This is a genomic window from Streptomyces sp. ATCC 21386 (genome assembly GCF_018728545.1).
Taxonomy (GTDB): Bacteria; Actinomycetota; Actinomycetes; order Streptomycetales; family Streptomycetaceae; genus Streptomyces.
Window position 1 is genome coordinate 3,461,089 of sequence record NZ_JAAVVL010000001.1, and the last position, 24,504, is coordinate 3,485,592.

The 24,504-nt window shown below is 71.9% G+C and carries 20 protein-coding genes and 2 pseudogenes; 14 read left to right on the plus strand and 8 right to left on the minus strand.

Going from position 1 to position 24,504, the window contains the following annotated elements; all coding sequences use genetic code 11:
• The first annotated feature begins 210 nt into the window (after positions 1-210).
• Entirely contained in the window at positions 211-426 is a 216-nt protein-coding gene (locus tag GWK25_RS15115) for an I78 family peptidase inhibitor (protein WP_215450745.1), read from the plus strand.
• Positions 427-530: 104 nt separating this feature from the next.
• Here GWK25_RS15115 and GWK25_RS15120 read toward each other — a convergent pair whose 3' ends face one another.
• Both GWK25_RS15120 and GWK25_RS15125 read right to left on the minus strand, forming a co-directional pair.
• Positions 531-1,556, minus strand: coding sequence for a phosphatase PAP2 family protein (locus GWK25_RS15120; protein ID WP_215450746.1), 1,026 nt, complete (start codon positions 1,554-1,556; stop codon positions 531-533).
• A 228-nt stretch (positions 1,557-1,784) separates the two neighbouring features.
• A complete protein-coding gene (locus GWK25_RS15125) occupies positions 1,785-3,002 on the minus strand; it encodes a glycosyltransferase family 39 protein (RefSeq protein WP_215450747.1) in 1,218 nt (405 codons plus the stop codon).
• A 325-nt stretch (positions 3,003-3,327) separates the two neighbouring features.
• Between GWK25_RS15125 and GWK25_RS15130 the strand changes: the two genes are divergently transcribed.
• Positions 3,328-4,938: an MFS transporter gene (locus GWK25_RS15130; protein ID WP_215450748.1), complete on the plus strand. Its 1,611-nt coding sequence runs from the start codon at positions 3,328-3,330 to the stop codon at positions 4,936-4,938.
• 130 nt (positions 4,939-5,068) lie between these two features.
• On the plus strand, positions 5,069-6,238 hold the full coding sequence (locus tag GWK25_RS15135; protein WP_215450749.1) for an acyl-CoA dehydrogenase family protein: 1,170 nt from the start codon (positions 5,069-5,071) through the stop codon (positions 6,236-6,238).
• A 52-nt stretch (positions 6,239-6,290) separates the two neighbouring features.
• Here the strand turns inward: GWK25_RS15135 and GWK25_RS15140 are convergent, their stop codons facing one another.
• A complete protein-coding gene (locus tag GWK25_RS15140) occupies positions 6,291-6,734 on the minus strand; it encodes a cell division protein SepF (RefSeq protein WP_184895921.1) in 444 nt (147 codons plus the stop codon).
• A gap of 303 nt (positions 6,735-7,037) precedes the next feature.
• On the opposite strand from GWK25_RS15140, the gene GWK25_RS15145 reads away from it, so the two are divergent.
• The 5 genes and pseudogenes from GWK25_RS15145 (at position 7,038) to GWK25_RS15160 (ending at position 12,523) form a co-directional block, all read left to right on the plus strand.
• Positions 7,038-8,294 carry a DUF5685 family protein gene (locus tag GWK25_RS15145; RefSeq protein ID WP_215450750.1) on the plus strand — a complete coding sequence of 419 codons (1,257 nt, stop codon included), beginning with the start codon at positions 7,038-7,040 and terminating at the stop codon, positions 8,292-8,294.
• A 788-nt stretch (positions 8,295-9,082) separates the two neighbouring features.
• On the plus strand, positions 9,083-9,985 hold the full coding sequence (locus GWK25_RS15150) for a S1 family peptidase (protein WP_215450751.1): 903 nt from the start codon (positions 9,083-9,085) through the stop codon (positions 9,983-9,985).
• Between the two features lie 323 nt (positions 9,986-10,308).
• A pseudogene (locus tag GWK25_RS44755) lies at positions 10,309-10,449 on the plus strand (transposase); the annotation flags it as partial.
• Between the two features lie 61 nt (positions 10,450-10,510).
• Positions 10,511-10,813 (plus strand): annotated as a pseudogene (locus tag GWK25_RS15155) (SPFH domain-containing protein); the annotation flags it as partial.
• 630 nt (positions 10,814-11,443) lie between these two features.
• On the plus strand, positions 11,444-12,523 hold the full coding sequence (locus GWK25_RS15160) for a S1 family peptidase (protein ID WP_215450752.1): 1,080 nt from the start codon (positions 11,444-11,446) through the stop codon (positions 12,521-12,523).
• Positions 12,524-12,566: 43 nt separating this feature from the next.
• On the opposite strand, the gene GWK25_RS15165 is transcribed toward GWK25_RS15160, so the two are convergent.
• On the minus strand, positions 12,567-13,613 hold the full coding sequence (locus GWK25_RS15165; RefSeq protein ID WP_215450753.1) for a DUF3533 domain-containing protein: 1,047 nt from the start codon (positions 13,611-13,613) through the stop codon (positions 12,567-12,569).
• A 175-nt stretch (positions 13,614-13,788) separates the two neighbouring features.
• Here GWK25_RS15165 and GWK25_RS15170 point away from each other — a divergent pair, with 175 nt between their 5' ends.
• The 3 genes from GWK25_RS15170 to GWK25_RS15180 all read left to right on the plus strand — a co-directional run bounded on the left by GWK25_RS15170 (position 13,789) and on the right by GWK25_RS15180 (position 19,399).
• Entirely contained in the window at positions 13,789-17,364 is a 3,576-nt protein-coding gene (locus tag GWK25_RS15170; protein WP_215450754.1) for a DNA polymerase III subunit alpha, read from the plus strand.
• Positions 17,361-18,329 carry a hypothetical protein gene (locus GWK25_RS15175; protein WP_215450755.1) on the plus strand — a complete coding sequence of 323 codons (969 nt, stop codon included), beginning with the start codon at positions 17,361-17,363 and terminating at the stop codon, positions 18,327-18,329. Before GWK25_RS15170 ends, GWK25_RS15175 begins: the two co-directional genes overlap by 4 nt.
• A 200-nt stretch (positions 18,330-18,529) precedes the next feature.
• Entirely contained in the window at positions 18,530-19,399 is an 870-nt protein-coding gene (locus tag GWK25_RS15180) for a triacylglycerol lipase (protein WP_215450756.1), read from the plus strand.
• A 64-nt stretch (positions 19,400-19,463) separates the two neighbouring features.
• On the opposite strand, the gene GWK25_RS15185 is transcribed toward GWK25_RS15180, so the two are convergent.
• Positions 19,464-20,510 (minus strand): lytic polysaccharide monooxygenase, encoded by a 1,047-nt coding sequence (locus GWK25_RS15185; protein ID WP_215450757.1) that lies wholly within the window; start codon positions 20,508-20,510, stop codon positions 19,464-19,466.
• A 219-nt stretch (positions 20,511-20,729) separates the two neighbouring features.
• Here GWK25_RS15185 and GWK25_RS15190 point away from each other — a divergent pair, with 219 nt between their 5' ends.
• Positions 20,730-21,500 carry a dienelactone hydrolase family protein gene (locus GWK25_RS15190; RefSeq protein ID WP_215450758.1) on the plus strand — a complete coding sequence of 257 codons (771 nt, stop codon included), beginning with the start codon at positions 20,730-20,732 and terminating at the stop codon, positions 21,498-21,500.
• A gap of 140 nt (positions 21,501-21,640) precedes the next feature.
• Here GWK25_RS15190 and GWK25_RS44285 read toward each other — a convergent pair whose 3' ends face one another.
• Positions 21,641-21,775 (minus strand): hypothetical protein, encoded by a 135-nt coding sequence (locus tag GWK25_RS44285; protein ID WP_268269884.1) that lies wholly within the window; start codon positions 21,773-21,775, stop codon positions 21,641-21,643.
• A gap of 137 nt (positions 21,776-21,912) precedes the next feature.
• Here GWK25_RS44285 and GWK25_RS15195 point away from each other — a divergent pair, with 137 nt between their 5' ends.
• A complete protein-coding gene (locus GWK25_RS15195; RefSeq protein WP_215450759.1) occupies positions 21,913-22,572 on the plus strand; it encodes a bifunctional 2-polyprenyl-6-hydroxyphenol methylase/3-demethylubiquinol 3-O-methyltransferase UbiG in 660 nt (219 codons plus the stop codon).
• Positions 22,573-22,591: 19 nt separating this feature from the next.
• Here the strand turns inward: GWK25_RS15195 and GWK25_RS15200 are convergent, their stop codons facing one another.
• Both GWK25_RS15200 and GWK25_RS15205 read right to left on the minus strand, forming a co-directional pair.
• Positions 22,592-23,104 (minus strand): DUF402 domain-containing protein, encoded by a 513-nt coding sequence (locus tag GWK25_RS15200; RefSeq protein WP_215450760.1) that lies wholly within the window; start codon positions 23,102-23,104, stop codon positions 22,592-22,594.
• A complete protein-coding gene (locus tag GWK25_RS15205) occupies positions 23,085-24,014 on the minus strand; it encodes a GNAT family N-acetyltransferase (RefSeq protein WP_215450761.1) in 930 nt (309 codons plus the stop codon). The genes GWK25_RS15200 and GWK25_RS15205 overlap by 20 nt, the downstream gene beginning before the upstream one ends.
• A gap of 71 nt (positions 24,015-24,085) precedes the next feature.
• Here GWK25_RS15205 and GWK25_RS15210 point away from each other — a divergent pair, with 71 nt between their 5' ends.
• Entirely contained in the window at positions 24,086-24,454 is a 369-nt protein-coding gene (locus GWK25_RS15210; protein ID WP_184895946.1) for a GntR family transcriptional regulator, read from the plus strand.
• Positions 24,455-24,504: the final 50 nt, after the last annotated feature.

Genomic DNA, 24,504 nt, shown 5'->3' on the forward strand with positions numbered 1-24,504 from the left:
CACCGGACACACACGGCCCCGGACATGCTTTCCGACGGGCTATTCGCGATGGTGTCGAAGCGCCGGGGAATTACGTCCGGCAGCACGCGGAAGGCGTAAGGAACCGCTCGTACGTGTGACTGCGTTGGGCCGAAACGGGTGTCGTGGTTCTGTGACAGAAGCGTGACTGCGGGGGGACAGCGGGGCCCCGGGCCGCCTACCGTGGCGGTCATGGCACCCTTTCCCACCCCTTCCGAAGAGCCCCGGGACGACCCCGACGCCTACGTCGGTCTGGAGGCGTCGCAGGCCGAGCGCCGCGCCGCCGACCGCGGCTGGTCCACGGTCAGACAGCTGCCGCCGGGCGCGATCATCACCATGGAGTACCGCTTCGGCCGACTGAACCTGGAGGTCGATGAGGGCCGGGTGAAGCGAGCCTGGAAGGGCTGAACCCGAGCGTCAGGTCCAGGACGGGCGAAGGCCCGGCTCCTTCGGGAGCCGGGCCTTCGCCGTGCGGGGCATGGGCTGTGCGTACCGGGCCCCGCTGTCTCGTGTCAGCCGCCCGCGACCGGTCGGGCCGAGGTCGCGTTACGGGCCACCCGGTCCGCGTGGGGCGGCCGCCGGGTGCCGATCGGGGTCACCGGGGTCCGCTCAGACCTGGTCAGATGCGGGCCGGGGGCCAGGTGCAGCGGCACGATCGGGGGATGGGCGACACGGGCCGCGACGCCGGTCTCCCGGGCGCTCGCGGGCTCCTCGGCGGGCGCCCGCACCGGGGCCGGGTCCACGGCGGGCGTGGGCGCGGACACCGGGGCAGGTGTCGCACGACGGTCGCGCCAGGCGTCCCGCAGCGAGAAGAGCCACACCTCGGCGCGGGCGATCAGCGGCTCGAACCAGGGCAGCGCCAGCATGATCAGCAGGCCGGCGGCCCAGCCCAGCAGGACGTCGCTCAACCAGTGCGTACCGAGGTAGACGGTGGTGAGGCCGACGCCGAGCGAGATCACGGCGGACAGCGCGGACAGCCAGCGCCTGGCTCTCGGCGTCGACGCCAGGTAGGCCAGGATGCCCCAGGTCACCACGGCGTTGGCGGTGTGTCCCGAAGGAAATATGTCGCCGCCCAGCCACATCTCGTTGGAGCCGATCTCGGTGGCGTAGTGCGGGCCGAGCCGGCCCATGCCCAGCTTGGCGGCGCCGACGGTGATGTTCAGCAGCAGCAGCGAGACGCCTAGCGCGAGCATCGGCCGCAGGGTGTGCTGTCTCCAGGAGCGCCAGCCCAGCCAGGCGGCGACCATCACGGCGGTGGGGCCGCGCTGGCCCAGGACGACGTAGTAGTCCAGGAAGGCGTGGATCTGCTGCCACTGCTGGTACGGCCGGAAGAACATGATCTGCCAGTCGAGCCGGACCAGCCAGGAGGTGATGACGACGGCCCACACGATGGCGACGTAGAAGGCCAGGGTGGAGGCGAACAGCACCACCCGGTGGCGGGTCATCACCGGTACGTCGATGTGGGTCGGCCGTTCCGGCTCACGGTCCAGCCTGGAGAAGACCCGGTCCAGACGGGTCGGCTTTAGTTCGGTACGCACTCAATCGACGTTACAGCGAGTGAGCTCCGACGCGGCGTGAATCACCGGCTTTGTGATGACGCCGTGATGTGGGATTCCTCTCAGAATGATGTTTATTTCTGCTGAATGACGAATCGTTGCGCCACTCGGCCTTCAATTCCATGGCCTAATGCTGAGCAGTCGTTTTGCGGCGCTTTTGAATTCGTTCACCGATTGCTCGCACGGAATTACCCGGCCGCTCGCCGTCCGTCACGGCGGACCGGAGCCATTCAGCCAGAACGCCCCGTAGACGGCCGACACCGCCGCCACGCCGCCGAGGATCGCCGCTGACCTGTGGGTACGCGCGCCGGCGAGAGCGCGCGCGAGAGGCAGCAGCAAAGGGAAGGCCGGCATCAGCAGCCGGGGCTTCGAGCCGAAGTAGCTCGACGCGCACAGGGCCAGCGCGGTGACGACCCCCGCGTAGACCAGCAGCGGGAGCGGCTGCCCCTGACGTACGCAGACCGCGTACAGCCAAATGATCAACGACACCCCGATGATCAGCCCGACCCCGGCCAGGGCCGACGGGAACGACGTGAACTTGTCGGCGACGAACCGGGCGAAGGCATAGCCGCCGTCGAAGCCGTTGCGCCACCCCGCCTGCACGTCGAGGTAGCCGAGCGGGCCCCCGCCCGTGCGGTGGCCGACCCACAGGACGTACCCGAGGGCACCCAGAGGCGCGAGGAGCATTCCGAGGGCGCGCACCCATGGGCGGGCGCTTCCTGATGATTCGGCACTCCGGTTTGGTACGAACGGGGGAGTGGGGTCGAGGCCCCCGGTGCGCGGGAGGGTGCGTCGGCGCTCCCCCACGTACGACGCGATCGCCGCCGCCCACACCGCCGCCACCACCGCGAGCCCCACCGGGCGGGTCAGCCCGGCGAGCGCCGCGAGGGCGCCGGCCGTCACCCAGCGGCCGGTGAGGACGGCGTACAACGACCACGCGGCCAGCGCGGTGAACAAGGACTCCGTGTACGCCATCGACTGCACGACGCCGACCGGCAGCACCGCCCACAGCAGCACCGCGCACACGCCGACCCGGCGCCCGTACACCCGGTCCGCGACCGCGAAGATCCCCCAGGCCGCGGCGAGCGAGGCGAGGGTGCCGACGGCGAGACCGGCGTGGGCGTACGACAGCGGGGTCACCGCGGACACCGCCCGCTCCAGCCAGGGCAGCAGCGGGAAGAACGCCAGGTTCGAGTGGACGTCGCCGTTCGGCAGCCGCACCTCGTAGCCGTAACCGAGCTCGGCGACGCGGGTGTACCAGAGCGAGTCCCAGCGGGCCGACAGCAGCGTCAGGGCGCTCTTGTCGCGTGCCGCGCTCCAGACGGCGAGGACGACGACGCCCAGGGCGCGCACGGCCGCGTACCCGAGGAGCGCGGGGGCGGCCCGCCTCAGGAGGGGCGCCGCCGGGCGCGTGGCTAGATCGGTCACGCGCTCGATTATCGACGGCGCCGGGAACCGGCCGGGACGCCGTCACGTGGTGGCCGGTGATGGACCGTGACCGAGGAACCACGGACGAGTGATGAAGGAGCCATGGAGGACCGGTGGACGGCCCGGGGCGTGGCGTATGCCACACGTCACATGAGGGTTCCATGAGACACCCACCACGTTCCACCGGCGGGAACTCGCGTACGCTGACGGCTCGCTCGCCTTTCGTTGCGCGGGCCCGGGGCCCCGCTCCGCCCGGGCCGTGACCACCGGGGAGTCCCCGCCCCGCTGGTTCCGCCGAACGCGAGAGCATCTGGGAGGTACGTACATGTCCGGGACGCCCACGGCCGTTTCGCCACGCCGTCGGGACACCGGGGCCGGTGCAAACCGCTGGGTCGTCCTCGTCGTCCTGTGCGTCAGTCTGCTGCTCGTCGCCGTCGACGCCACCGTGCTGCACGTGGCGGTGCCCGCCGTCACCGAGGACATCAAGCCGAGCGCCATGCAGCTGCTCTGGATCGTCGATGTCTACCCGCTGGTCTGCGCCTCGCTGCTGATCCTCTTCGGCACGCTCGGCGACCGGGTCGGCCGCAGACGGATCCTCCTCCTCGGCTACGCCCTCTTCGGCGTCGCCTCCGCCCTCGCCGCCTTCGCGGACAACCCGCAAGTGCTGATCGCGGCCCGCGCCCTGCTCGGCGTAGGCGGCGCGATGATCATGCCCGCGACGCTGTCGATCCTGCGGCAGGTCTTCCCCGACCGCCGCGAACGGGCGTTCGCGATCGGCGTCTGGAGCGCGGTCGCCGCCGTGGGCGCGGCCGTCGGACCCCTCCTCGGCGGCTTCCTGCTGGAGCACTTCTGGTGGGGTTCGGTCTTCCTCGTCAACATCCCGCTGATGCTGGTCAGTCTGCCGATCGGACGGCTGCTGCTGCCCGAGTCGACGGGTGATCGCGACGGCCCCTGGGACGTGGTCGGGGCCCTGATGGCCGCGCTCGGGCTCTTCGGCCTCGTCCTCGGTGTCAAGCGGCTCGGCGGCGGCCACCCGCCGTTCGACCCCGGCACCGCGCTCGCGCTCCTCGGCGGCGCCGCTCTGCTGGTCGCGTTCGTGCGACGGCAGCGGCGCCGGACGCATCCGCTGGTCGACCTGCGGATGTTCGCGCGGCCCGCGTTCAGCACCTCCGTCGGCTGCATCGTCCTCGCCATGCTCGCGCTGGTGGGACTCGAACTGATCGCCGCGCAGTATCTGCAGCTGGTCCTCGGCCTGTCCCCGCTGGAGACGGGGCTGCGCCTGCTGCCGTTGACCGTCGCCGCGATGGCCGCGGGGCTCGTCGGCTCCCACATGCTGCACCGCTTCGGACCGCGCCGCATGGTGTCTCTCGGCTTCTGCCTCACCGCCTTCGCGGTCGTCCTGCTGACCGCGATGGGACGCCAGGACAACGCGGGGCTGCTGCTCGCCGGGTTCGTGCTGCTGGGCTTCGGCCTGGAGACGACCCTGTTCGGGGCGTACGAGTCGATGCTGAGCGAGGCGCCCGCGTCCTCGGCGGGCGGGGCGGCGGCGATCGGCGAGACCTCCTACCAACTGGGCGCCGGCATCGGGATCGCGCTCCTCGGCAGCGTGATGAACGCGGCGTACGCGCCCGGACTGTCGTCCGTGCCGGGAGTGCCCAGCTCGGCCTCCGATGCCGCCGGGCACTCGCTCGGCGAGGCGTACGAGGTCGCCGACCGGCTGGGCGGGCCCTCGGGCGAGGCCCTGCGGCACGCCGCCCGCGACTCCTTCGTCCACGGGCTGCACGTGACACTGCTGGTGAGCGCGGCGCTGCTCGTCCTCGGCGCGGTGATGGCCCTGCGGCTGCCCCGGGGCATGGAGTCCGGGGACTCCGCGGAGGTGCCGGGGCCGCGCGAGGCGAAGTCGGCGGCGCCCGTACGTGCGGAGTCGATGCGCTGAGCTGTTCCGGGAACCGGGCGCCGTGAGGGGCCCGGCGAACGCGCGACCGGTCACGGACGGCCCGCAGCCGGGACGGCGATGAGTGGGTACGGTGGTTAGCGTCGCTAGTTTTTGAGCCGGAGGTGCACCCATGAGCTTCGACCCCGCCGATCTCCTCGGCCTCGACGATCTGCTCGACCCCGAGGATCTCGCCGTGCGGGACACCGTGCGCAGCTGGGCGGCGGACCGGGTGCTGCCGTACGTGGCCGAATGGTACGAGCGGGGGGAGCTGCCCGAGATCCGGGAGCTGGCGCGGGAGTTGGGGGCGATCGGCGCCCTCGGGATGTCGCTGGAGGGCTACGGGTGCGCGGGGGCGAGCGCCGTGCAGTACGGGCTCGCCTGTCTGGAGCTGGAGGCCGCGGACTCGGGGATCCGGTCGCTCGTCTCCGTGCAGGGGTCGCTCGCGATGTACGCGATCCACCGGTTCGGCAGCGAGGAGCAGAAGCGGACCTGGCTGCCGCGCATGGCCTCCGGCGAGGTCATCGGCTGCTTCGGGCTGACCGAGCCCGACCACGGGTCCGATCCGGCGTCGATGCGCACCTACGCCAAGCGGGACGGCTCCGACTGGGTGCTCGACGGGCGGAAGATGTGGATCACCAACGGGTCCGTCGCCGGGGTCGCCGTGGTGTGGGCGCGGACCGAGGAGGGTGTGCGGGGCTTCGTCGTGCCCACCGACACGGCCGGGTTCTCCGCGCCGGAGATCATGCACAAGTGGTCCCTGCGCGCGTCGGTCACCAGTGAACTCGTCATGGACGGTGTGCGGTTGCCCGCCGATGCCGTGCTGCCTGAGGTGACGGGGCTGAAAGGACCGCTGAGTTGTCTCTCGCACGCCCGCTACGGAATCGTGTGGGGCTCGATGGGCGCCGCGCGATCCTGTTTCGAGTCGGCCGTCGAATACGCCAAGACACGGGAGCAGTTCGGGAAACCGATCGGGGCGTTCCAGCTCACCCAGGCCAAACTCGCCGACATGGCGGTCGAGTTGCACAAGGGGATTCTGCTCGCCCACCATCTGGGGCGGCGGATGGACGCGGGACGGCTCCGTCCCGAGCAGATCAGCTTCGGCAAGTTGAACAACGTACGCGAGGCGATCGAGATCTGCCGTACCGCCCGGACGATTCTCGGCGCGAACGGGATCTCCCTGGAGTACCCGATCATGCGGCACGCGACGAATCTCGAGTCCGTGCTCACCTACGAGGGCACCGTCGAGATGCACCAACTGGTGCTGGGCAAGGCGCTCACCGGACTCGACGCCTTCCGGTGAGCCGCGTCGGGTGACCCGGGCACCGCAAGGACGGCCGGCGAGCGGCCCTGCCTCAGCTCTGGTTGAAGAAGCCGTCCACCGGACGGCTCGCGACCTCGCCGCTGACGATCTCCGTGTCGGCGGGGGTCAGCAGGAACACACGGTTCGACACGCGCTCGATCGACCCGCGCAGACCGAAGATCAGGCCGGCCGCGAAGTCGACGACACGCTTGGCGTCGGCGGGCTCCATGTTCGTGAGGTTCATGATGACCGGGACGCCGTCCCGGAAGAGCTCGCCGATGTGCCGGGCGTCACGGAAGCTGTCCGGCGTGACCGTACCGATCCGGCGGCCGTGCTCCTGCGCGGACTCGGACGCGACCTTGACACGAGGGTCGGTGACCCAGGCCTCGCCGGAGCCGGACTCCCGCTCATCGGCGTAGTCGTCGTCGTAGTAACGCTCGTCATCGTTGTCGTCGACGAGGCCAAGCCAGGCACTCGCCTTGCGCACCGATCCCATGGACGCCTCCTCTCGCAGCGGTCTTTCGTGCTTTCCGCATCCCTATCGTCGTCCATGATGCGGATGTCTCGCCAAGTGGATAGACGCCGCACGGGGGTTTCGTGACGGTACTGGTGCAGAACGAATTCGTCGAGAGTCCATGTGCCCCAAGGGCTCCGCTGTACACACCTGCTGACAGGGAGTGAAATAATATTGTTCACGGCGTTTGGGTGAGTCCTGCTGCGTCCGGGTGAACGTTCCGGCGGCTACGATGCGGCGACGCCGACGGGCGTGCGAAGGCGCCGGGAGACACGGGGGAGTGTCGTGTTCGGAATCGTGAGGCCCTGTGGCCATCGGCTGGGCGAGACGCTGCGGACGCAATGGATGGCGCATCTGTGCGGGCTCTGCCTCGCACTGCGCGGGGATCACGGTCAGTTCGCTCGGATCGTCACCAATTACGACGGTTTGCTGGTCTCGGTTCTGACGGAGGCTCAGGCCGAGCGCACCACCGACCGGCGGCGCACCGCCGGACCCTGTCCGCTGCGCGGGATGCGCACCGCCTCCGTGGCGCGGGGTGAGGGCGCGCGGCTCGCCGCCGCCGTCTCGCTGGTGCTCGCCTCGGCCAAGGTCCGTGACCATGTCGCCGATGGGGATGGACTGCTCGCGCGCAAGCCGGTGGCGCACGCCGCGCGCCGGATCGCGACGAACTGGGGGCGCGCGGGGGCGCGTACGGGAGCGGACATCGGGTTCGACACGGCGGTGCTGGTCGACTCCGTGGACCGGCAGCTCGGGATCGAGGCGCTCGTCGGTCCAGGCACCCCGCTGCTGACGGTCACCGAACCGACCGAGACGGCGACCGCGGCGGCGTTCGCGCACACGGCGATCCTGGCCGGGCGGCCGGGCAACGCCGAACCGCTCGCCGAGGCCGGACGCCTCTTCGGGCGGCTCGCCCATCTGCTGGACGCGGTGGAGGACCGGGCCGCCGACGCCGCCGCCGGCGCGTGGAACCCGCTGACCGCCACCGGTACCTCCCTCGCCGAGGCCCGACGGCTCGTCGACGACGCACTGCACGGCATCCGCCTCGCCCTGCGCGAGGCCGAGTTCGTCGACGGCAAGCTCGTCCATCTGCTCCTGGTGCACGAGCTGCGCAGGTCGGTGGACCGGGCGTTCGGAGCCATGCCGACCTGCTCCGCGCATCAGCCGGGCGGGGCGCACCAGCAGGGCGGGGCGGTGCCGGGCAATCCGTACGCGGGCGGCGCCGGTGACCCCTATGCCGGGGGCGGGGGCAATCCGTACGCGGGGAGCGGCGGGCATCCGTATGCCGGTGGTGGTGGGAATCCGTTCGGCGGAGGTGGCGCGGGCCACGGCGGTGGCGGCGGTGGGGGCTTCGGTGGTGGACCGGTGCCGCAGCCGCCGAGGCGGCGGGGCTTCTGGGCGGGGTGCGGAATGTTCACGCTGCTGTGCTGCACCTGTCAGATGTGTTGCGCGAAGGAGTACGAGGGTCCCTGGTCCCGGAAGAAGCGCGAAGGCATCTGCCGGGACTGCGACTGCTGTGACGCGTGCGAGTGCTGTGACTGCTGATGCTGTGACTGCTGAGAGGGCAGCCGCGCGTGACCGGGGAAGAGGGGAACGCATGGATCTCGGTGGCGGGGGAGACGCGGCCGAGCCGGCCACGGCGGGGGAGGGCCGCGCCGTACCACGGACGGTTGCCTGTACTGGGCGGCCCCGTCGCCCTCGCCGAGCTGATCGCCGACCGGCACCGGGCCGGGGCCACGGACGGCTTCCCTCTCGTGCCCGTCGAGCCGCGCCGTGAGCTGGAGCGACTGGTCAACGGGTCGGTGGCGCCGCTCCAGCACCGTGGACTGTTCCGCACCTTCTACCCGCGCGGCCATGTGTCCGGGCGGTCCGGCGGGGGGCGATCCGGCGTCCCGGAACCCGGGTGGCGGAACCGAACGGCTGAACGGCCCAACGCATCAGTTCCGGACACCCCCGGGCGGTGGACCCGGGTACTCCGACCGGGCGCCTCGGGCGGTGGCCTCCACCGTGGCCGACGATAGTGGTGATCAACGCTTCCGGGCCCTGCGGCCTGCTCCGACGACCCGTCAGCCGATCCCTCCGGGAGCCGACAAGGATTCACACAGAACCCGCACATATGGCCTGGTGGGATCAACTGGCATGGAGGGCGCGCCGGTTGGGTTCCATGAGGCCGAAAGGCACCCTTGCGTGGGTCGGCGGTACGGCCGAATACTTCCCCCCAGCGCCTTGTCAGGGGCACGGCGTGTCCGGAATCCGGACCGATGTCCCTGATCTGCGCCTCACGGGCCCCGACCCCACGCGGGCCCCCGACTTCCCTTTGGAGGGAACGAACAGTGAGGATCAAGCGCACCACCCCCCGCAGCGGCATAGCGAGACGGACCCGGCTGATCGCCGTGACCGCCGGACTCGCGGCCGCGGCCGCCGTCACGGTCCCCACCGCCAACGCGGCAGGCACCCAGACGTTCAGTGCCTCCGAGCTCAAGAGCGCCAGCTCATCGGTGCTCAAGGCCGATGTCCCGGGCACCGCCTGGGCGATCGACCCGGCGACGGACAGGCTCGTCGTCACCGTCGACAGCACCGTCTCCCAGGGCGAGCTCGCGAAGATCAAGAAGGCGGCGGGCGAGAACGCCGACGCCCTGACGATCAAGCGGACCCCGGGCAAGTTCAACAAGTTGATCAAGGGCGGCGACGCCATCTATGCGAGTAGCTGGCGCTGCTCCCTGGGCTTCAACGTCCGCAGCGGGAGCACGTACTACTTCGTGACCGCCGGTCACTGCACCGACGGCGCGGGCACCTGGTACTCCAACTCCGGCCGCACCACGGTCCTCGGCCCGACCGCCGGGTCGAGCTTCCCGACCAACGACTACGGTCTCGTGCGCTACAGCAACACGTCCATCGCCAAGGACGGCACCGCGGGCAGCGTGGACATCACCAGCGCGGCCACCCCGAGCGTGGGCACCAACGTCATTCGCACCGGCTCCACCACCGGTACCCGCACCGGACGCGTGACCGCTCTCAACGCGACCGTGAACTACGGTGGCGGCGACATCGTCTACGGCATGATCCAGACCACGGTCTGTGCCGAGCCCGGCGACTCCGGCGGCCCGCTCTACGGCAGCAACGGTGTGGCGTACGGTCTGACCTCCGGCGGCAGCGGCAACTGCAGCTCCGGCGGCACGACCTTCTTCCAGCCGGTCACCGAGGCCCTGAGCGCGTACGGCGTCTCGGTCTACTGAGCCGGTGGACCGGCGGATCGACAGGCTGAACGGAGCCGGTGCTCTTCCCGCCGACGCCGACCCCCCACCCAGCCGCAGTCGGCAGCAGGCGAGCCCCCGCACACATGGTGTGCGGGGGCTCGCCCTCGTTCCGGCGGCGGGGTTTGGCGCTGCGCCGTTGGAGCGCGTTCTAGGCACTCGGGTGAGTAGGAGTGAGTGTGGGGGTGTCGTGTCGGGCGCCTTGTCCGTGGGGTTGGCTCAAGTGGCGAACTGAGGTAAGCGTATCGAGTGTGTGACCTTCATGGGTGGTGCTCGTTTCTCATGGGGGCGGGGCATTCGAGTGACCCTGCATCCCCGGACCACGGACACGATCCGTGCCGCCCGGACGCGGAGCGAACGCGGGCAACCAGAACGCCCAACACCGTCCGGGGCGTTCGGCCGAGCACGAGACCTGGCAACAGGACTCACTCCCGCTCAGTCTTTAGGAACGGTTACCGTCGACCTGTACTCCCTCTCATACGCCCACTTCGGACCCTGGGGGCCGTGATGGTCGAGGAGCTGGTGACGGCGGGGGTGGCCCTCGCGTCCGTCGGCGCGGTCTATGTGATGTCGGCGGCCCGGGTCGTGAAGCAGTACGAGCGGGGGGTGGTCTTCCGGCTCGGCCGGCTGAGGCCGCAGGTGCGGGAGCCCGGCTTCACGATGATCGTGCCGTTCGTCGACCGGCTCCAGAAGGTCAACCTGCAGATCGTCACGATGCCCGTGCCCGCGCAGGAGGGCATCACCCGTGACAACGTCACCGTGCGGGTGGACGCCGTCGCGTACTTCAAGGTGACCTCGGCTGCGGACGCGAGTCTTGCCGGACCCAGGCCATCTGGCAGTACTGGCCCGTCCCGGCTTTGTCGGGGCCGCTCTCGCCCTCACCGGCATCTCCCGGATCAGGCTGCCCCCAGCTTCATCACCCTGCTGCGACAGGGATGATGGCGACGGTCTCTCACCTCCGCACGAGTTCACAGCGCCTCACGGCGCACTGACACCACCCCCAGGTCATGCCTTCGACAGGGGGCAACAGTCATGCCGGGCCCGGAGGCCAGCGGCCCTCTTGCAGGACCGCGGAAAACATAACGGGGGGGCGGCCGCGGGTTGGTGGGGACACCTCACCCAGCCGTAGATGCTTTTCGGTCAGGACTAGACCTCACCCGTTGTGGACGGGGTCGTTGCTTCGCGTGTTTGCAGTGCGAATTCCTGTGACCGCCAGGTGGGGCGTTACCGGACGGTAATGACATACGGGGCGTGCGCCCTTGGCGTGCGCTCGGCCTGAAGTCGACCTTGTGTGCTCCCTGTGCGCCTAGGAATAGTTGTCGCCGCACAGTTGGCATGGACGCGGCGTTTTTGCCGTCTGTCGCCTCCATGTCCGTACACCTTCCGGCCGAGCGGGGCCCCCACGCCCTTCTCGGTCAACCCCCCACAGGAGGACGCGAGTTGAAGCACCGACGCATACCCAGGCGCCGTGCCGTCGTGACGGGTGCGGGTATCGCCGCACTGGTCGCCGCGGGAGTGACCTTCCAGACTGCGAACGCGAGTGAGACCGCACCGACCCTCGAGCCGAAAGCGCTGTCCATCGCGGCGGCCGGAAAGCTCGCCCTGACCCTAGACGCGGACCTCGGCGCCGACGCGGCCGGCACGTACTACGACGCGAAGAGCAAGCTCCTCGTCGTGAACGTGCTCGACGAGGCCGCCGCCGAGACCGTCGAGGCGGCCGGCGCCAAGGCCCGCATCGTGGAGAACTCCCTCGCCGAGCTGAAGAGCGCCCGGACGACCCTCAAGGCGGACGCCACCATCCCCGGTACCGCCTGGGTCACCGACCCGACCAGCAACAAGGTCGTCGTCACCGCGGACCGCACCGTCTCCAAGGCCGAACTGGCGAGACTCACCAAGGTCGTGGACGGTCTCGGCGCCAAGGCCGAACTCAAGCGCACCAAGGGCGAGTACAAGCCCTTCGTCGCGGGCGGCGACGCCATCACCGGCGGCAGCGGCCGCTGCTCCCTCGGCTTCAACGTGGTCAAGGGCGGCGAGCCGTTCTTCCTGACGGCCGGTCACTGCACCGAGGGCATCTCCACCTGGTCGGCCGGCGGTCAGGTCATCGGCGAGAACGCGGACTCCAGCTTCCCCGGCGACGACTACGGCCTGGTGAAGTACACCGCCGAGGTCGACCACCCCAGCGAGGTCAACCTCTACAACGGCTCCACCCAGGCCATCTCCGGGGCCGCCGAGGCGACCGTGGGCATGAAGGTCACCCGCAGCGGCTCGACCACCCAGGTCCACAGCGGCACGGTCACCGGCCTCGACGCCACCGTGAACTACGGCAACGGCGACATCGTCAACGGCCTCGTCCAGACCGACGTCTGCGCCGAGCCCGGCGACAGCGGCGGCTCGCTCTTCTCGGGGGACAAGGCCATCGGCCTCACCTCCGGCGGCAGCGGCGACTGCACCTCGGGCGGCGAGACGTTCTTCCAGCCCGTCACCGAGGCGCTCTCGGCGACCGGCACGCAGATCGGCTGACAGCCGGTCAGCCGGTCAGTCGGTCCGCCGATCGGCCGATCAGTCAACCGGCCGCCGGTTTCTTTCTCAGGGCCGCCATCACCACGGTGATGGCGGCCCCTGCCACTGCCCAGGCGGAGAGCACCAGCAGCGGCCCGGTGACGTCGTTGCCCTCGAAGTACGCGATCGAGCGGGCCACCCAGACGCCCGCTCCCGGCGGCAGTGCCGGGCCGATCGCCGCCCAGAACGGCGGGAGCAGCGGCGGCGGGAGCGCGCCGCCCGCGCTCGGGTTGCCCGCGACCACCACCAGCAGGACGGCCACGCCGATGCCGGCGATCCCGAAGACGCACTGGAGCGCCAGGGTGGCCGCGCCCACCGCGAAGACGACCAGCGCACCGAGCCCCCACAGCGCCGCCACGCTGCCCGGCAGGGCGCCCAGGACGGGGCCGGCGACGACCGCGCCGCCGAGTCCGCCGAGGACCGCGAACAGCGCGAGGGTGCCGAGGCGGATGACCCCGCGCCGGATGTTGGTGGGCCGCGCCCCCGCGCTCATCGCCAGCGCCGACGCGCACAGATAGCCGCCCACGCACCAGCCGACGACCAGATAGAAGGACGTGAGCCCGTTTGCGTCCCCGAGGTCGGCCGGGGCCACGTCCACTGTTCGCACCGTGCGGCCCTCGGACCGCTCCAGCGCGGTGACCAGGGTGGACAGCGCGTTGGCCAGGGTGCGGCCGCCGCCGGAGGCGACCAGCAGGGTGTCGGTGGTGCCGGCCGGGTCGATCAGCAGGGCGCCGTCGATCTCCCGGTCCAGGATCTGCTCGCGGGCCGCCGCCCGGTCGGCCACCGCGCGCGGGTCCAGCGGCTCGCCCGGCAGGCCCTCCAGCCGGGTCACCGCCTGCTCGGTCGCCGCCCGTGGCGCGACCACGCCGAACGGCACGTCCCTGAGCTTCGGGTGGTGCAGTGCCCCCACGTACGAGGCGATGAAGAGCAGCTGCAGGGCGAGCACCCCGACGACGAGCAGGGTGGCCCGCGGGGTGACCCCGTCCTTGAGCTCGTCGAGGAAGGACCTGGAGGCGGGGTCGCCGGAGCCGGGCGCGGCCGTCTGTGTCATGTCCCCACGGTCGGAGCGGGGTGGTGTTTGCGCAGGTGGGACGGGGCCGAATGGTTGTCGTACAGAAGTTCGAAAAGTGGTCTATGGTGGAGACGAGGAGGCTGTGAACTGATGCTCGAGCCGGGTGGCTGATCGAGTGACTGAGCGACTGATGGGTCGAGTGCGGGAGGTGCGTGTGCCGGGGTTCACGCATCTGCACACCGTCTCCGGGTTCTCCCTGCGGTACGGGGCCTCGCACCCGGAGCGGCTGGCCGAGCGCGCCTCCGAACGGGGCATGGATGCCCTCGCGCTCACCGACCGGGACACCCTCGCGGGCGCCGTCCGGTTCGCCAAGGCCTGCGCCGGGGCCGGGGTCCGCCCGCTGTTCGGGGTGGAGCTGGCCGTGGGGGCGCCCGCTCCTTCCGTGCGGCAGGCGCGGCGGCGAGCCCCCGTGCGCGGCGGTGCCTTCCTCGACGAGTCGACCCCCCGGGTGACGTTCCTCGCCCGGGAGGGGGCCAAGGGTTGGGCCGAACTGTGCAGAATCGTTTCGGCGGCGCATGCGGGCGGCGGCCCGGAGGGGAACAGGGGCGAGATCCCGCCCCTGCTGCCCTGGTCGGAGTGTGCCGCCGAGGGCCTCACCGTGCTCCTCGGCCCCGCCTCCGACGTGGGGCGGGCACTGGCAGCCGGGCGCCCCGACCGCGCCGCGAAACTCCTGCTGCCCTGGCGGGACGCGTACGGCGACGCCCTGCGCCTCGAAGCGATGTGGCACGGGCGCGAGGGCACCGGCCCCGGTTCGCTGCGGCTGGCCGCCCGGACCGTCGGCTTCGCCGCCGAGCAGCGGGTACGGCCCGTGCTCAGCAACGCCGTCCGGTACGCCGACCCCGGCATGGGCCCGGTCGCCGACGTGCTGGACGCGGCCCGGCGGCTCGTCCCCGTCGACCCCCGGGGCGAACTGGACTCCGGCGAGGCCTGGCTCAAGGATGCGGACGCCATGCTGGGCGTCGCCGAGCGGGTGGTCGAGGCCGCCGGGTACCGCCGTGACACCGCGTACCGACTGCTGGAGCAGACCCGGGCCACGGCCGCCGAGTGCCTGGTCGACCCGGAGGACGACCTCGGCCTCGGCACCGTCCACTTCCCCGAGCCGCACCTCGTCGGCGCGGGCCGCCGCACCGCGCAGCGGGTGCTGGCCTCGCGGGCGGCGGCCGGGATGGTGCGGCACGGCTACGACGCCCGGCGCGCGTACTGGGAGCGGATGCACCGGGAGCTGGACGTCATCGCCCACCACGGCTTCGCCTCCTACTTCCTGACGGTCGCCCAGGTCGTCGACGATGTACGGAAGATGGGGATCCGGGTCGCCGCGCGCGGCTCCGGCGCGGGCTCCCTGGTGAACCACCTGCTGGACATCGCGCACGCCGACCCGGTCGAACACGGTCTGCTGATGGAGCGGTTCCTGTCCAAACGGCGGGTCGTGCTGCCCGACATCGACATCGACGTGGAGTCCGCGCGCCGTCTGGAGGTCTACCGCGCGATCATCGACCGCTTCGGCACCGAGCGGGTCGCGACCGTCGCGATGCCCGAGACGTACCGCGTCCGCCACGCCGTCCGGGACGTGGGCGCGGCCCTCTCCCTGGACCCCGCCGACATCGACCGGATCGCCAAGTCCTTCCCGCACATCAGGGCCCGGGACGCGCGGGCGGCACTCGAAGAGCTGCCCGAGCTGCGGCAGTTGGCGGGGGAGCAGGAGAGGTACGGCCGGCTGTGGGAGCTGGTCGAGGCGCTGGACGCCCTCCCTCGCGGGGTCGCCATGCACCCGTGCGGGGTGCTCCTCTCCGACGCGTCCCTGCTGAGCCGTACGCCGGTGATGCCCACCAGCGGCGAGGGGCTGCCCATGTCCCAGTTCGACAAGGACGACGTCGAGGACCTCGGGCTGCTCAAGCTCGACGTGCTGGGGGTGCGGATGCAGTCGGCGATGGCGCACGCGGTGGCGGAGGTGGCGCGGGCGACGGGGGAGCGGGTCGACCTGGACGCGCTCGACTTCGAACGGGGCGCGGGCGACCCGGCGACGTACGAACTCATCCGCTCCACCGAGACGCTGGGCTGCTTCCAGATCGAGTCGCCGGGCCAGCGGGACCTGGTGGGGCGGCTCCAGCCGGCCACCTTCCACGATCTCGTGGTGGACATCTCGCTGTTCCGGCCGGGGCCGGTCGCCGCCGACATGGTGCGGCCGTTCATCGAGGCCCGGCACGGGCGGGCACCGGTCCGCTACCCGCACGAGGATCTGGCGGAGCCACTGCGGGAGACGTACGGCGTGGTCGTCTTCCACGAGCAGGTCATCGACATCGTGCACCGCATGACCGGCTGCGGCCGGGACGAGGCCGACCGGGTGCGGCGCGGGCTGTCGGACCCCGAGTCGCAGGGGCGGATCCGGGTCTGGTTCGCGCAGCACGCGGCGGCGAAGGGGTACGACGCCGAGACGATTCGGCGGACCTGGGAGATCGTGGAGGCCTTCGGGTCGTACGGCTTCTGCAAGGCGCACGCGGTGGCCTTCGCGGTGCCGACGTACCAGTCGGCGTGGCTGAAGGCGCATCATCCGGCGGCCTTCTACGCCGGGCTGCTCACCCACGATCCCGGGATGTACCCCAAGCGCCTGCTGCTGGCGGACGCGCGGCGGCGCGGGGTGCCGATCCTGCCGGTGGACGTGAACCGGTCCGCGGTCGCTCACCGTATCGAACTGGTGTCCGAGTCGCAGGAGTCGGGAAAGGCGGAGGAGGCCGAGGGGACGCGGGGGCCGAAGGGCGCGGCCGAGGCGAAGGTGTGGGGGATCCGGCTCGCGCTCTCCGACGTGCACGGCATCGGCGAGGCCGAGGCGGCGCGGATCGCGGACGGGCAGCCCTACGCCTCGCTGCTGGACTTCTGGGAGCGGGCGCGGCCGAGCCGACCGCTGGCTCAAAGGCTCGCCCAAGTGGGCGCGTTGGACGCGTTCGGCGCCAACCGGCGTGACCTGCAACTGCACCTGACCGAGCTGCACCGCGGCGGCCGGGGTGCGGGCGGCGGCCAACTCCCGTTGTCCGGTGGCCGGAAGACCGCCTCGGCCGGCCTGCCGGACCTGTCCTCCGCCGAGCGGCTCAGCGCCGAACTGGGCGTGCTGTCGATGGACGTCTCCCGCAACCTGATGGACGACCACCGGGCGTTCCTCGACGAGCTCGGCGTGGTGTCGGCGCGGCGGCTGCGCACGGCGCGGCACGGCGAGACGGTGCTGGTCGCGGGCGCCAAGGCGGCGACCCAGACCCCGCCGATCCGCTCCGGCAAGCGAGTCGTCTTCACCACCCTCGACGACGGCACCGGCCTGGTCGACCTCGCCTTCTTCGACGATTCCCACGACACCTGCGCCCACACCGTCTTCCACTCCTGGCTGCTGCTGGTGCGCGGAGTGGTGCAGCGGCGCGGGCCGCGCAGCCTCAGCGTGGTGGGCGCCGCCGCCTGGAACCTCGCCGAACTGGTGGAGCTGCGGCGCGAGGGCGGCCTCGACGCGGTGGCACCTCGGCTGGCGGAGCCGGAACCCATGAACAGCGGGGACGCCGGGGGCGGCGGGGACGGCGGCGCCCCCGAGGGGGACGGTGGGCGGCGCGGCGACACCGGGCGGCGGATCCGGATGCCCACCGGTTACGAGATGCATCCATGGGCCGATCTGCGGCCCGCGGGCGAAGAGCCCTCGCAAGGTCCTTCTCGGATACGGAAGTTGTGGCACCAGAGCCCAGGGAGTGCGGGATGACCATCCTCTGTGTACGTTTCCAGCTGCCGCCCGGGTACGAGGCCGCCCTGCCCGGTCTCCTCGGTCTGGTCGAGGACTTCACCCCGGTCGTTCAGGCGCTGCCGCCGGACGGCGCGCTGGCCGATCTGCGGGGCGCCGAACGGTACTTCGGCCGGGACGCCGAGGAACTGGCCCGGCTGATCAGGATCCGCGCCCTCGCGCTGTACGGCGTCGACTGCGTGATCGGCGCCGGCCCCGGACCGCTGACGGCGCGACTGGCGCTGGGGGCGGCGGCGCCCGGGTCGCCGTGCGCGGTGCCCGAGGACCTCGTCGTGGACTTCCTCGCCGAACTGCCCGTCGGCGCGCTGCCCGGCGTCGGCACCGCGACCGCCCGCACCCTGCGCGAGTACGGCCTCGAGACCCTCGGCGGGGTCGCCTGCGCGCCGTTGTCCACGCTGCAGCGGCTGGTCGGCGCGCGGACCGGCCGTGACCTGCACGAGAAGGCCAACGGCATCGACCGGGGACGGGTCGTACCGAACGCCGTGGCCCGCTCTCTCGCCACCGAACAGACCTTCCCGTACGACGAGTTGAACCCCGACCGGCACCGCCGCGCCCTGCTCGCGTGCACCGAGGAGCTGGGCTCGCGGCTGCGCGCCCTGGAGAAGGTCTGCCGCACCCTGACCCTCACCGTCCGCTACGCCGACCGCTCCTCGACCACCCGCACCCGCACTCTCAAGGAGCCGACGGCGCACTCCCCGGCGCTGACCGCGGCCGCCTATGCCCTGTACGACGCCCTCGGTCTCCAGCGCGCCCGCGTCCGCGCGGTCGCCCTGCGCGCCGAGGGCCTCACCCCCGCCGACCAGGCCTCGCACCAGCTCGCCTTCGACCTCGTGGACGAGAAGGTCCGCCGGATCGAGGAGGTCGCCGACCTGGCGCGCGCCAAGTTCGGCCCGCACGCGGTGATGCCGGGGACGCTGGCCGCGTGAGTCGCCCCCGCCGGTCCCGTCCGGTGACGGTCCGGCGTCACGTGTCAGTGGCCCCGATCATCACTTGAAGTTTTTACTGACGCGTAACTTCCCACTTTTTCTACTCGCCCGTAACTTGGCGAATAAGAACAGCATCCTCGTGATCCGGATCACAGGGCGAACGTCGTCGCACGTCCCTTGAGCCGCAAGGAGATCACCCGATGCTGCCCTGGAAGCGCCTGATCAGACCGTTGGCCGCCCTGTGCCTGGCCGCCGCGGCGACCCTCGTGCCCGTCACCGCCGCGGAGGCCGCCGACTCGGCCGCCGCGACCTCCCGTGGCTGGAACGACTACTCCTGCAAACCCTCCGCCGCCCACCCCCGCCCCGTCGTCCTCGTCCACGGGACGTTCGCGAACTCCGTCGACAACTGGCTGGGCCTCGCGCCGTACCTCGTGAACCGCGGCTACTGCGTCTACTCCCTCGACTACGGCCAACTCCCCGGCGTCGCCTTCTTCAACGGCCTGGGCCCGATCGCGAAGTCGGCGGAGCAGCTCGACGCCTTCGTCGACCGGGTGCTCGCCGCGACCGGCGCCGCCGAGGCCGACCTCGTCGGCCACTCGCAGGGCGGCATGATGCCCCGCTACTACCTCAAGTTCCTCGGCGGCGCCGCCGAGGTGAACGCGCTCGTCGGCATCGCGCCCTCCAACCACGGCACCACCCTGAACGGCCTCACCCAGCTCCTCGACCACTTCCCCGGCGCCGGTGACCTGCTCTCCACCGCCACCCCGGCCCTCGCCGACCAGGTCGTCGGATCCCCCTTCCTCACCAAGCTCAACGGGGGCGGTGACACCGTCCCCGGTGTCACCTACACGGTTCTCGCCACCCAGTACGACGAGGTGGTCACGCCGTACCGGTCCCAGTTCCTCGACGGGCCGAACGTACGCAACATCGTCATCCAGGACCTCTGCGCGCTCGACCTCTCCGAGCACGCGGCGATCGGGCTCCTCGACCGGATCGCGTTCCACGAGGTCGTCAACGCCCTGGACCCGGCCCACGCCACCCCGACGACCTGTCTGTCGGTCGTCGGCTGACACGTGCCGGTACGTTCCGCCGGGGCCTGTCCGGCCTGAGCCGCCCGACAGGCCCCGGAAGTCGTCAGCGGCCGTGCCGCCCACCGGTCGTCGCGCGGCGGCGGGCCGCGGCGAAGAGGAGGGAGGAGCCCGCCGCCAGGACGGCGGCACCGCCGAGGGCCAGATACGGGGTCATGCCGTCGCCGCCGGTGTCGGCGAGGCCGTCCTTGCCGCCGGCGGGTTCCGCGAGACCCGCGGAAGCGGCTTCCACGGCCGACCTCTCGTCGGTCGTGGACCTGGCGGTCGGTGACGTGTCGTCGGAGGCGGTGTCTGCGGCGTCCCCGGCGTCCCCTGAGTTCTCGGCGTCTCCGGCGCCCCCGGCTTTCTCGTCCTCCTCGGCCGAGGTCCGTTCCGTCGCCTTCGCCGAGATCCTCGGCGCCGGGCCGGTCGTCGTGCTCGCGTCGTCGCCGCCGAACGAGACGTCCGAGCAGGAGTAGAACGCCTCCGGGCTGCCCGAACGCTGCCAGACCGCGTACAGCACGTGCTTGCCGGAGCGCTGCGGGAGGGCGCCGGAGAACGTGTAGAAGCCGCCCGACGCGGCCGGGTCGGTGGCCGTCGCCACCGGGTTCGCCAGATCGAGGTCGTCCCAGGCGAGCGGCCGGGACGGGTCGTAGCCGCCCTTGGTGACGTACACCGTGAACGTCCCCTTGTGCGGGGCCGTCACCCGGTACTCGAAGGTGTACGACCCGGCGCGCACGCTCGTCGCCGGCCAGTCGGTACGGGCCAGGTCGAGGCCCTTGAACGCCTCGCTGCCCGCGCTGCACAGCTCGCCGTCCGGGATCAGCTCCCGATGGCGGCCGGCCGCGTCGCCGATCCGTACGCCGTTCCAGTCGTAGAGCGCCTGGGTGCCGCCGGCCGCGACCGCCGCCCCGCAGGCGGCCGACCTCGGGCTCTCGGGGCCCTCCGCGTAGCACTGCGCCACCCGGCTCACCGGGTCGCCCAGCGAACCGTGCGCCGCGGCCGGCCCGGCGGCGCACAGGGTCAGGGCCAGCGGGGCGGCACCGGCCGCGCCCATCGCACCGACGACACGTGCGGCGGCGGACGCGGTGGCCTTGCGGCGGGCAGCGGGCATGGAGGGCACTCCTCAGGGCGGGGACGATCAGCAAGCTAGCCCCGGGCGACCGCGAAATCACCTGCCGAGGGTGGGGGCGCGCGATCCTTATGGTGGCGTTAAGGATGGGCTAACCGAGGGCTCAGGAAAGCCCGTTGGGAAGTCCGCCGAAGATCCGATTCTTACCTCGGTGCGTGACACTGGGCCCGTTCGTATCCGTCGTAGAGAAGGGACCCGCGCATGAGCGCCGTACGCGGAACATCCGTGGACATCACCACCGAGGACGGCACCGTCGACGCCTACTTCGTCCACCCCGACGACGACGCCGCGCATCCGGCGGTCCTGTTCTACATGGACGCGTTCGGGCTGCGGCCGCATCTGCGGGCGATGGCCGACCGGCTGGCCGGTGCCGGATACACGGTCCTCGTGCCCAACGTCTTCCACCGTTCGGGGCGGACCCCGGTGTTCGACCTGCCCGAGTTCATCGACCCGGCCGCGCGACCGGAGATATGGGACCAGATCCTGCCGGTCATGCTGGCGCTGACGCCGGACCTCGCCCTGCGGGACGCGGCGGCGTACCTGGAGTGGCTGGCCGACAGCCCCCGGGCCGCCGACGGGCCCGTCGGGACCACCGGGTACTGCATGGGCGCCCGGCTGGCCCTGCGCACCGCCGGCGCCTTCCCCGAACGGGTCGCCGCCGCGGCCGGCTTCCACGGGGGAGGCCTCGCGACCGACGCCCCGGACAGCCCGCACCTGGCGGTGGCGCGGATCACCGGCGAGGTCTACTTCGGCCACGCCGAGGGGGACCCCGCCCTGCCCCCGGAGCAGATCGACCTCCTGGACAAGACGCTGACCGAGGCCGGCGTCCGGCATCACACCGAGGTCTACCCGGGCGCCTCGCACGGCTACACGCAGGCCGACACCGCCGCGTACGACGCCGAGGCGACGGAACGCCACTGGACGGCGCTGCTGGACCTGTTGGACCGCACCCTGAAGCGGCCGAGGTCATGACAGTCCGGCCGCCGGGGCGATTGCTGGAGTTCGTGGACGCGCGCACGCGTGCGTGACGGTCGCGTGGACGGGGGACGGGGGACGGGGGACGGGGGCGAGGGCGGGGCGCGGGTGGTCGGCGGGGCGGGAGCGCGGCGCGCTCAGCCGTCCGGCCACCACGTGCGCGCGATGTCCTTTCGCACTTCCCGGCGCTCGACGGGGCGCTCGTCGGCCTCGTCCCGTACCCGGCGGGACGGGGACTTCCTCAGGGGCTTCTGCACGGTCGTACGGCGCATGGCTGCCTCCTTGCGTCTACCGGGTTCCGCGTTTTCACGGAGGTAGACCCTTTCCGGGAGCGTTACTCATCGTTCGTGCTCTGTCAGTGGCGGCTGTCACCATCTGGACTGTCAGTGGCAGGTGTCACTCTGGCGGCATGACCAACATCGACGACGGCGAAACCTCCCCGGCCCCGCGAACACCGAACAACCCGGCGGCAGATGACCCTCCCGGGGCCGTCGACTGGGACGCGGAAGCCCCCGTTTTCGACGACGAACCCGATCATGGCCTGCGGGAACCCGCCGTCCGGGAGGCCTGGGCGGCCCGGCTGCGCGACTGGCTGCCCGCGCACGCCTGCGACGTGCTCGACATCGGCTGCGGCACCGGCAGCCTGTCACTCCTCGCGACCGAGCAGGGGCACCGGGTGACCGGAGTGGACTCCTCCACCGCCATGGTCGCCCTGGCCCGCGCCAAGCTCGCCGGGCGTCCCGCCGTGTTCCTCGTCGGCGACGCGGCGGCCCCGCCCGTGGGCGAGGAGCGGTTCGACGTGATCCTCGTCCGCCATGTGCTGTGGACCCTGCCCGACCCTGGTCGCGTGCTGCGCCGCTGGTGCGGACTGCTGCGGCCCGGCGGCCGACTCGTGCTCGTCGAGGGCGTGTGGGGCACGGTCGGCCCGGTCGGCATACCCGCCGAGCGGCTGTACGGGCTGCTCGCGCCCCTCGTGTCCGACGCGGAGCTGGTGCGGCTGGGGGACGACCCGTCGCTGTGGGGGAGGGAGGTCGAGGACGAGCGGTACGCCATCGTGGCCAGCCTCTGACCGCCCCGGTCGGTGCCGACTAGGACAGCAGCGACTCCAGGCCGCCCTCGGTGGTCGCGAGTGCCTCCAGCGTGTCGAGGGCGGCCATGGCGGCGGCCGCGGCCTCCGGGTCGCTCCGCGTGAGTCCGCTCTCCTCGAACTCGTCCTCGTCCAGCCGCAGTACGGTCCCGCCGTCGGCGGACCGCCACAGGTCCAGGTCGAGGTCCTCGACGACGACCTCCCCACCGGAGAACACGGCGGGCCTGGTGATGTCGCAGTACCAGCCCTTCAGCACACCCCGGGGGTCCCGGACCTCCTTCACCGCGTACCACCGGTCACGCCAGTAGTACTCGGTGAACACGTCACCGGGCCCGAAGCACACGAAGCCGAAGTCCCGTACGCCCTCGGTCGCCCAGTCGGCCCGGACCACGATCCGGGTGCCGTCGTCGCTCACCAGCCGTGCGGGGTAACGGATCTTCGTACGGCCCGCCTTGAGCAGGACGACGTCCACCTCGCGCCCCTCCTCCCGGTGCTCAGCCGAGGTCGCGGACATACCGCACCTCCGTCGCGCAGACCTCGTACCCGAACCACTTGTTGACCGCGAGCATCGGGTCGTTGCCGGCGTCGTTGCCCGTGAACGCCTCCGTGCAGCCGGCGGCGCGGGCGCGGTGCAGGGAGTCGTTCTTGGCGAGCTTGGCGAGGCCGCGGCCGCGGAAGGCACGGGCCGTGCCCGTCATCACGGTGAAGTAGCGGTCCCGGCCGTCCGTGTGGACGGCGGTGAACGCGGCGGGGGTGCCGTCCACGACGACCACCGTGCTCAGGGCGTGGTCCAGCAGGGGGTGGCCGTAGATCTCCTCGACCCACTGCCCGTAGTCGTCCAACTCGGCGTCCACGTCGCCCGGTTCGTCTGCCGTGGTCTCCGCGTCCAGGTCGAACAGGGGGCGCGGGTCGTCGGCGAAGTCGGCGGCCGTACGCAGTTCCACGCCCGGGGGCGGCGAGGAGAGCGGGGGGAGGGTGCCGTGGGCCAGGTCCAGGCGGAGGAAGTGCGCGGAGCGGCTCTGTGTGTAGCCGCGCCGCTCGGCGAACGCGCGGTTGTCCGGGGTGTCCAGCACCCAGGACAGCAGGCGCCGCGCGCCCACCGCCGTCAGCCGCTCCTCGGCGGTGCGCGCCAGCAGGGCGCCCGCGCCCCGGCGCACATGCGCCGGGTGGACGTACACATTGATGTCGCCCTGGCCCGGTACGGGGCTGTCGTGGGCGATGGACAGCTGCGCGGTGCCGATCACCTCCCCGTCGGCCTCGGCGACCAACTGCTGGTGGTGGGCCTCGGGGGGCGCGAGCGTCGCGTCGTGGAGCAGGGAGGCGGCGGTGCTGACCATGTAGGGCAGGGCGCGCCGTCGTACGTCGGCGAAGGCCTCGGCGTCCGCGGGGTCGGCGGCACGGAGGTCGCGCACGATCAGAGTCATGTGAGCGCACGCTACGCGGGCGTCGCCGGGCGTCGCCTCCGATTTTCCGGTGGGTACGGGACAATCGCCGCGTGACCTTGAAGATTCGCATCGTGGAGGGGGGCGCGCCCTACGAGCAGGTGCGCGCCCAGATCTCGGAACAGGCCCGCTCCGGAGCGCTGCCCGTGGGGTATCGGCTGCCGACCGTACGGGGGCTCGCCGAGCAGCTCGGGCTCGCGGCCAACACGGTCGCCAAGGCGTACCGGGCGCTGGAGACCGACGGGGTGATCGAGACGCGGGGGCGCAACGGGACGTTCGTGGCCGCGGCCGGCTCCGCCGCGGAACGGGAGGCCGCCGTGGCGGCGGGGGCGTACGCGGAGCGGGCGCGCCGCCTGGGCCTGAGCGAGACGGAAGCACTGGCAGCGGCCAGGGACGCCCTCCGGGCCGCGTACGCGGAGTAGAGCCGACGGGGCGCGAGACCGGCTGGGCACCGCCGGGATCCACCGCCGTG

What these genes read in the sequence shown, in the direction of transcription:
- GWK25_RS15115 (WP_215450745.1), top strand. Translation starts at nt 211, where the DNA reads ATGGCACCCTTTCCCACCCCTTCCGAAGAGCCCCGGGACGACCCCGAC.
- GWK25_RS15130 (WP_215450748.1), top strand. Translation starts at nt 3,328, where the DNA reads ATGTCCGGGACGCCCACGGCCGTTTCGCCACGCCGTCGGGACACCGGG.
- GWK25_RS15135 (WP_215450749.1), top strand. Translation starts at nt 5,069, where the DNA reads ATGAGCTTCGACCCCGCCGATCTCCTCGGCCTCGACGATCTGCTCGAC.
- GWK25_RS15140 (WP_184895921.1), bottom strand. Translation starts at nt 6,734, where the DNA reads ATGGGATCGGTGCGCAAGGCGAGTGCCTGGCTTGGCCTCGTCGACGAC.
- GWK25_RS15165 (WP_215450753.1), bottom strand. Translation starts at nt 13,613, where the DNA reads ATGACACAGACGGCCGCGCCCGGCTCCGGCGACCCCGCCTCCAGGTCC.
- GWK25_RS15175 (WP_215450755.1), top strand. Translation starts at nt 17,361, where the DNA reads ATGACCATCCTCTGTGTACGTTTCCAGCTGCCGCCCGGGTACGAGGCC.
- GWK25_RS15180 (WP_215450756.1), top strand. Translation starts at nt 18,530, where the DNA reads ATGCTGCCCTGGAAGCGCCTGATCAGACCGTTGGCCGCCCTGTGCCTG.
- GWK25_RS15185 (WP_215450757.1), bottom strand. Translation starts at nt 20,510, where the DNA reads ATGCCCGCTGCCCGCCGCAAGGCCACCGCGTCCGCCGCCGCACGTGTC.
- GWK25_RS15190 (WP_215450758.1), top strand. Translation starts at nt 20,730, where the DNA reads ATGAGCGCCGTACGCGGAACATCCGTGGACATCACCACCGAGGACGGC.
- GWK25_RS44285 (WP_268269884.1), bottom strand. Translation starts at nt 21,775, where the DNA reads ATGCGCCGTACGACCGTGCAGAAGCCCCTGAGGAAGTCCCCGTCCCGC.
- GWK25_RS15195 (WP_215450759.1), top strand. Translation starts at nt 21,913, where the DNA reads ATGACCAACATCGACGACGGCGAAACCTCCCCGGCCCCGCGAACACCG.
- GWK25_RS15200 (WP_215450760.1), bottom strand. Translation starts at nt 23,104, where the DNA reads ATGTCCGCGACCTCGGCTGAGCACCGGGAGGAGGGGCGCGAGGTGGAC.
- GWK25_RS15205 (WP_215450761.1), bottom strand. Translation starts at nt 24,014, where the DNA reads ATGACTCTGATCGTGCGCGACCTCCGTGCCGCCGACCCCGCGGACGCC.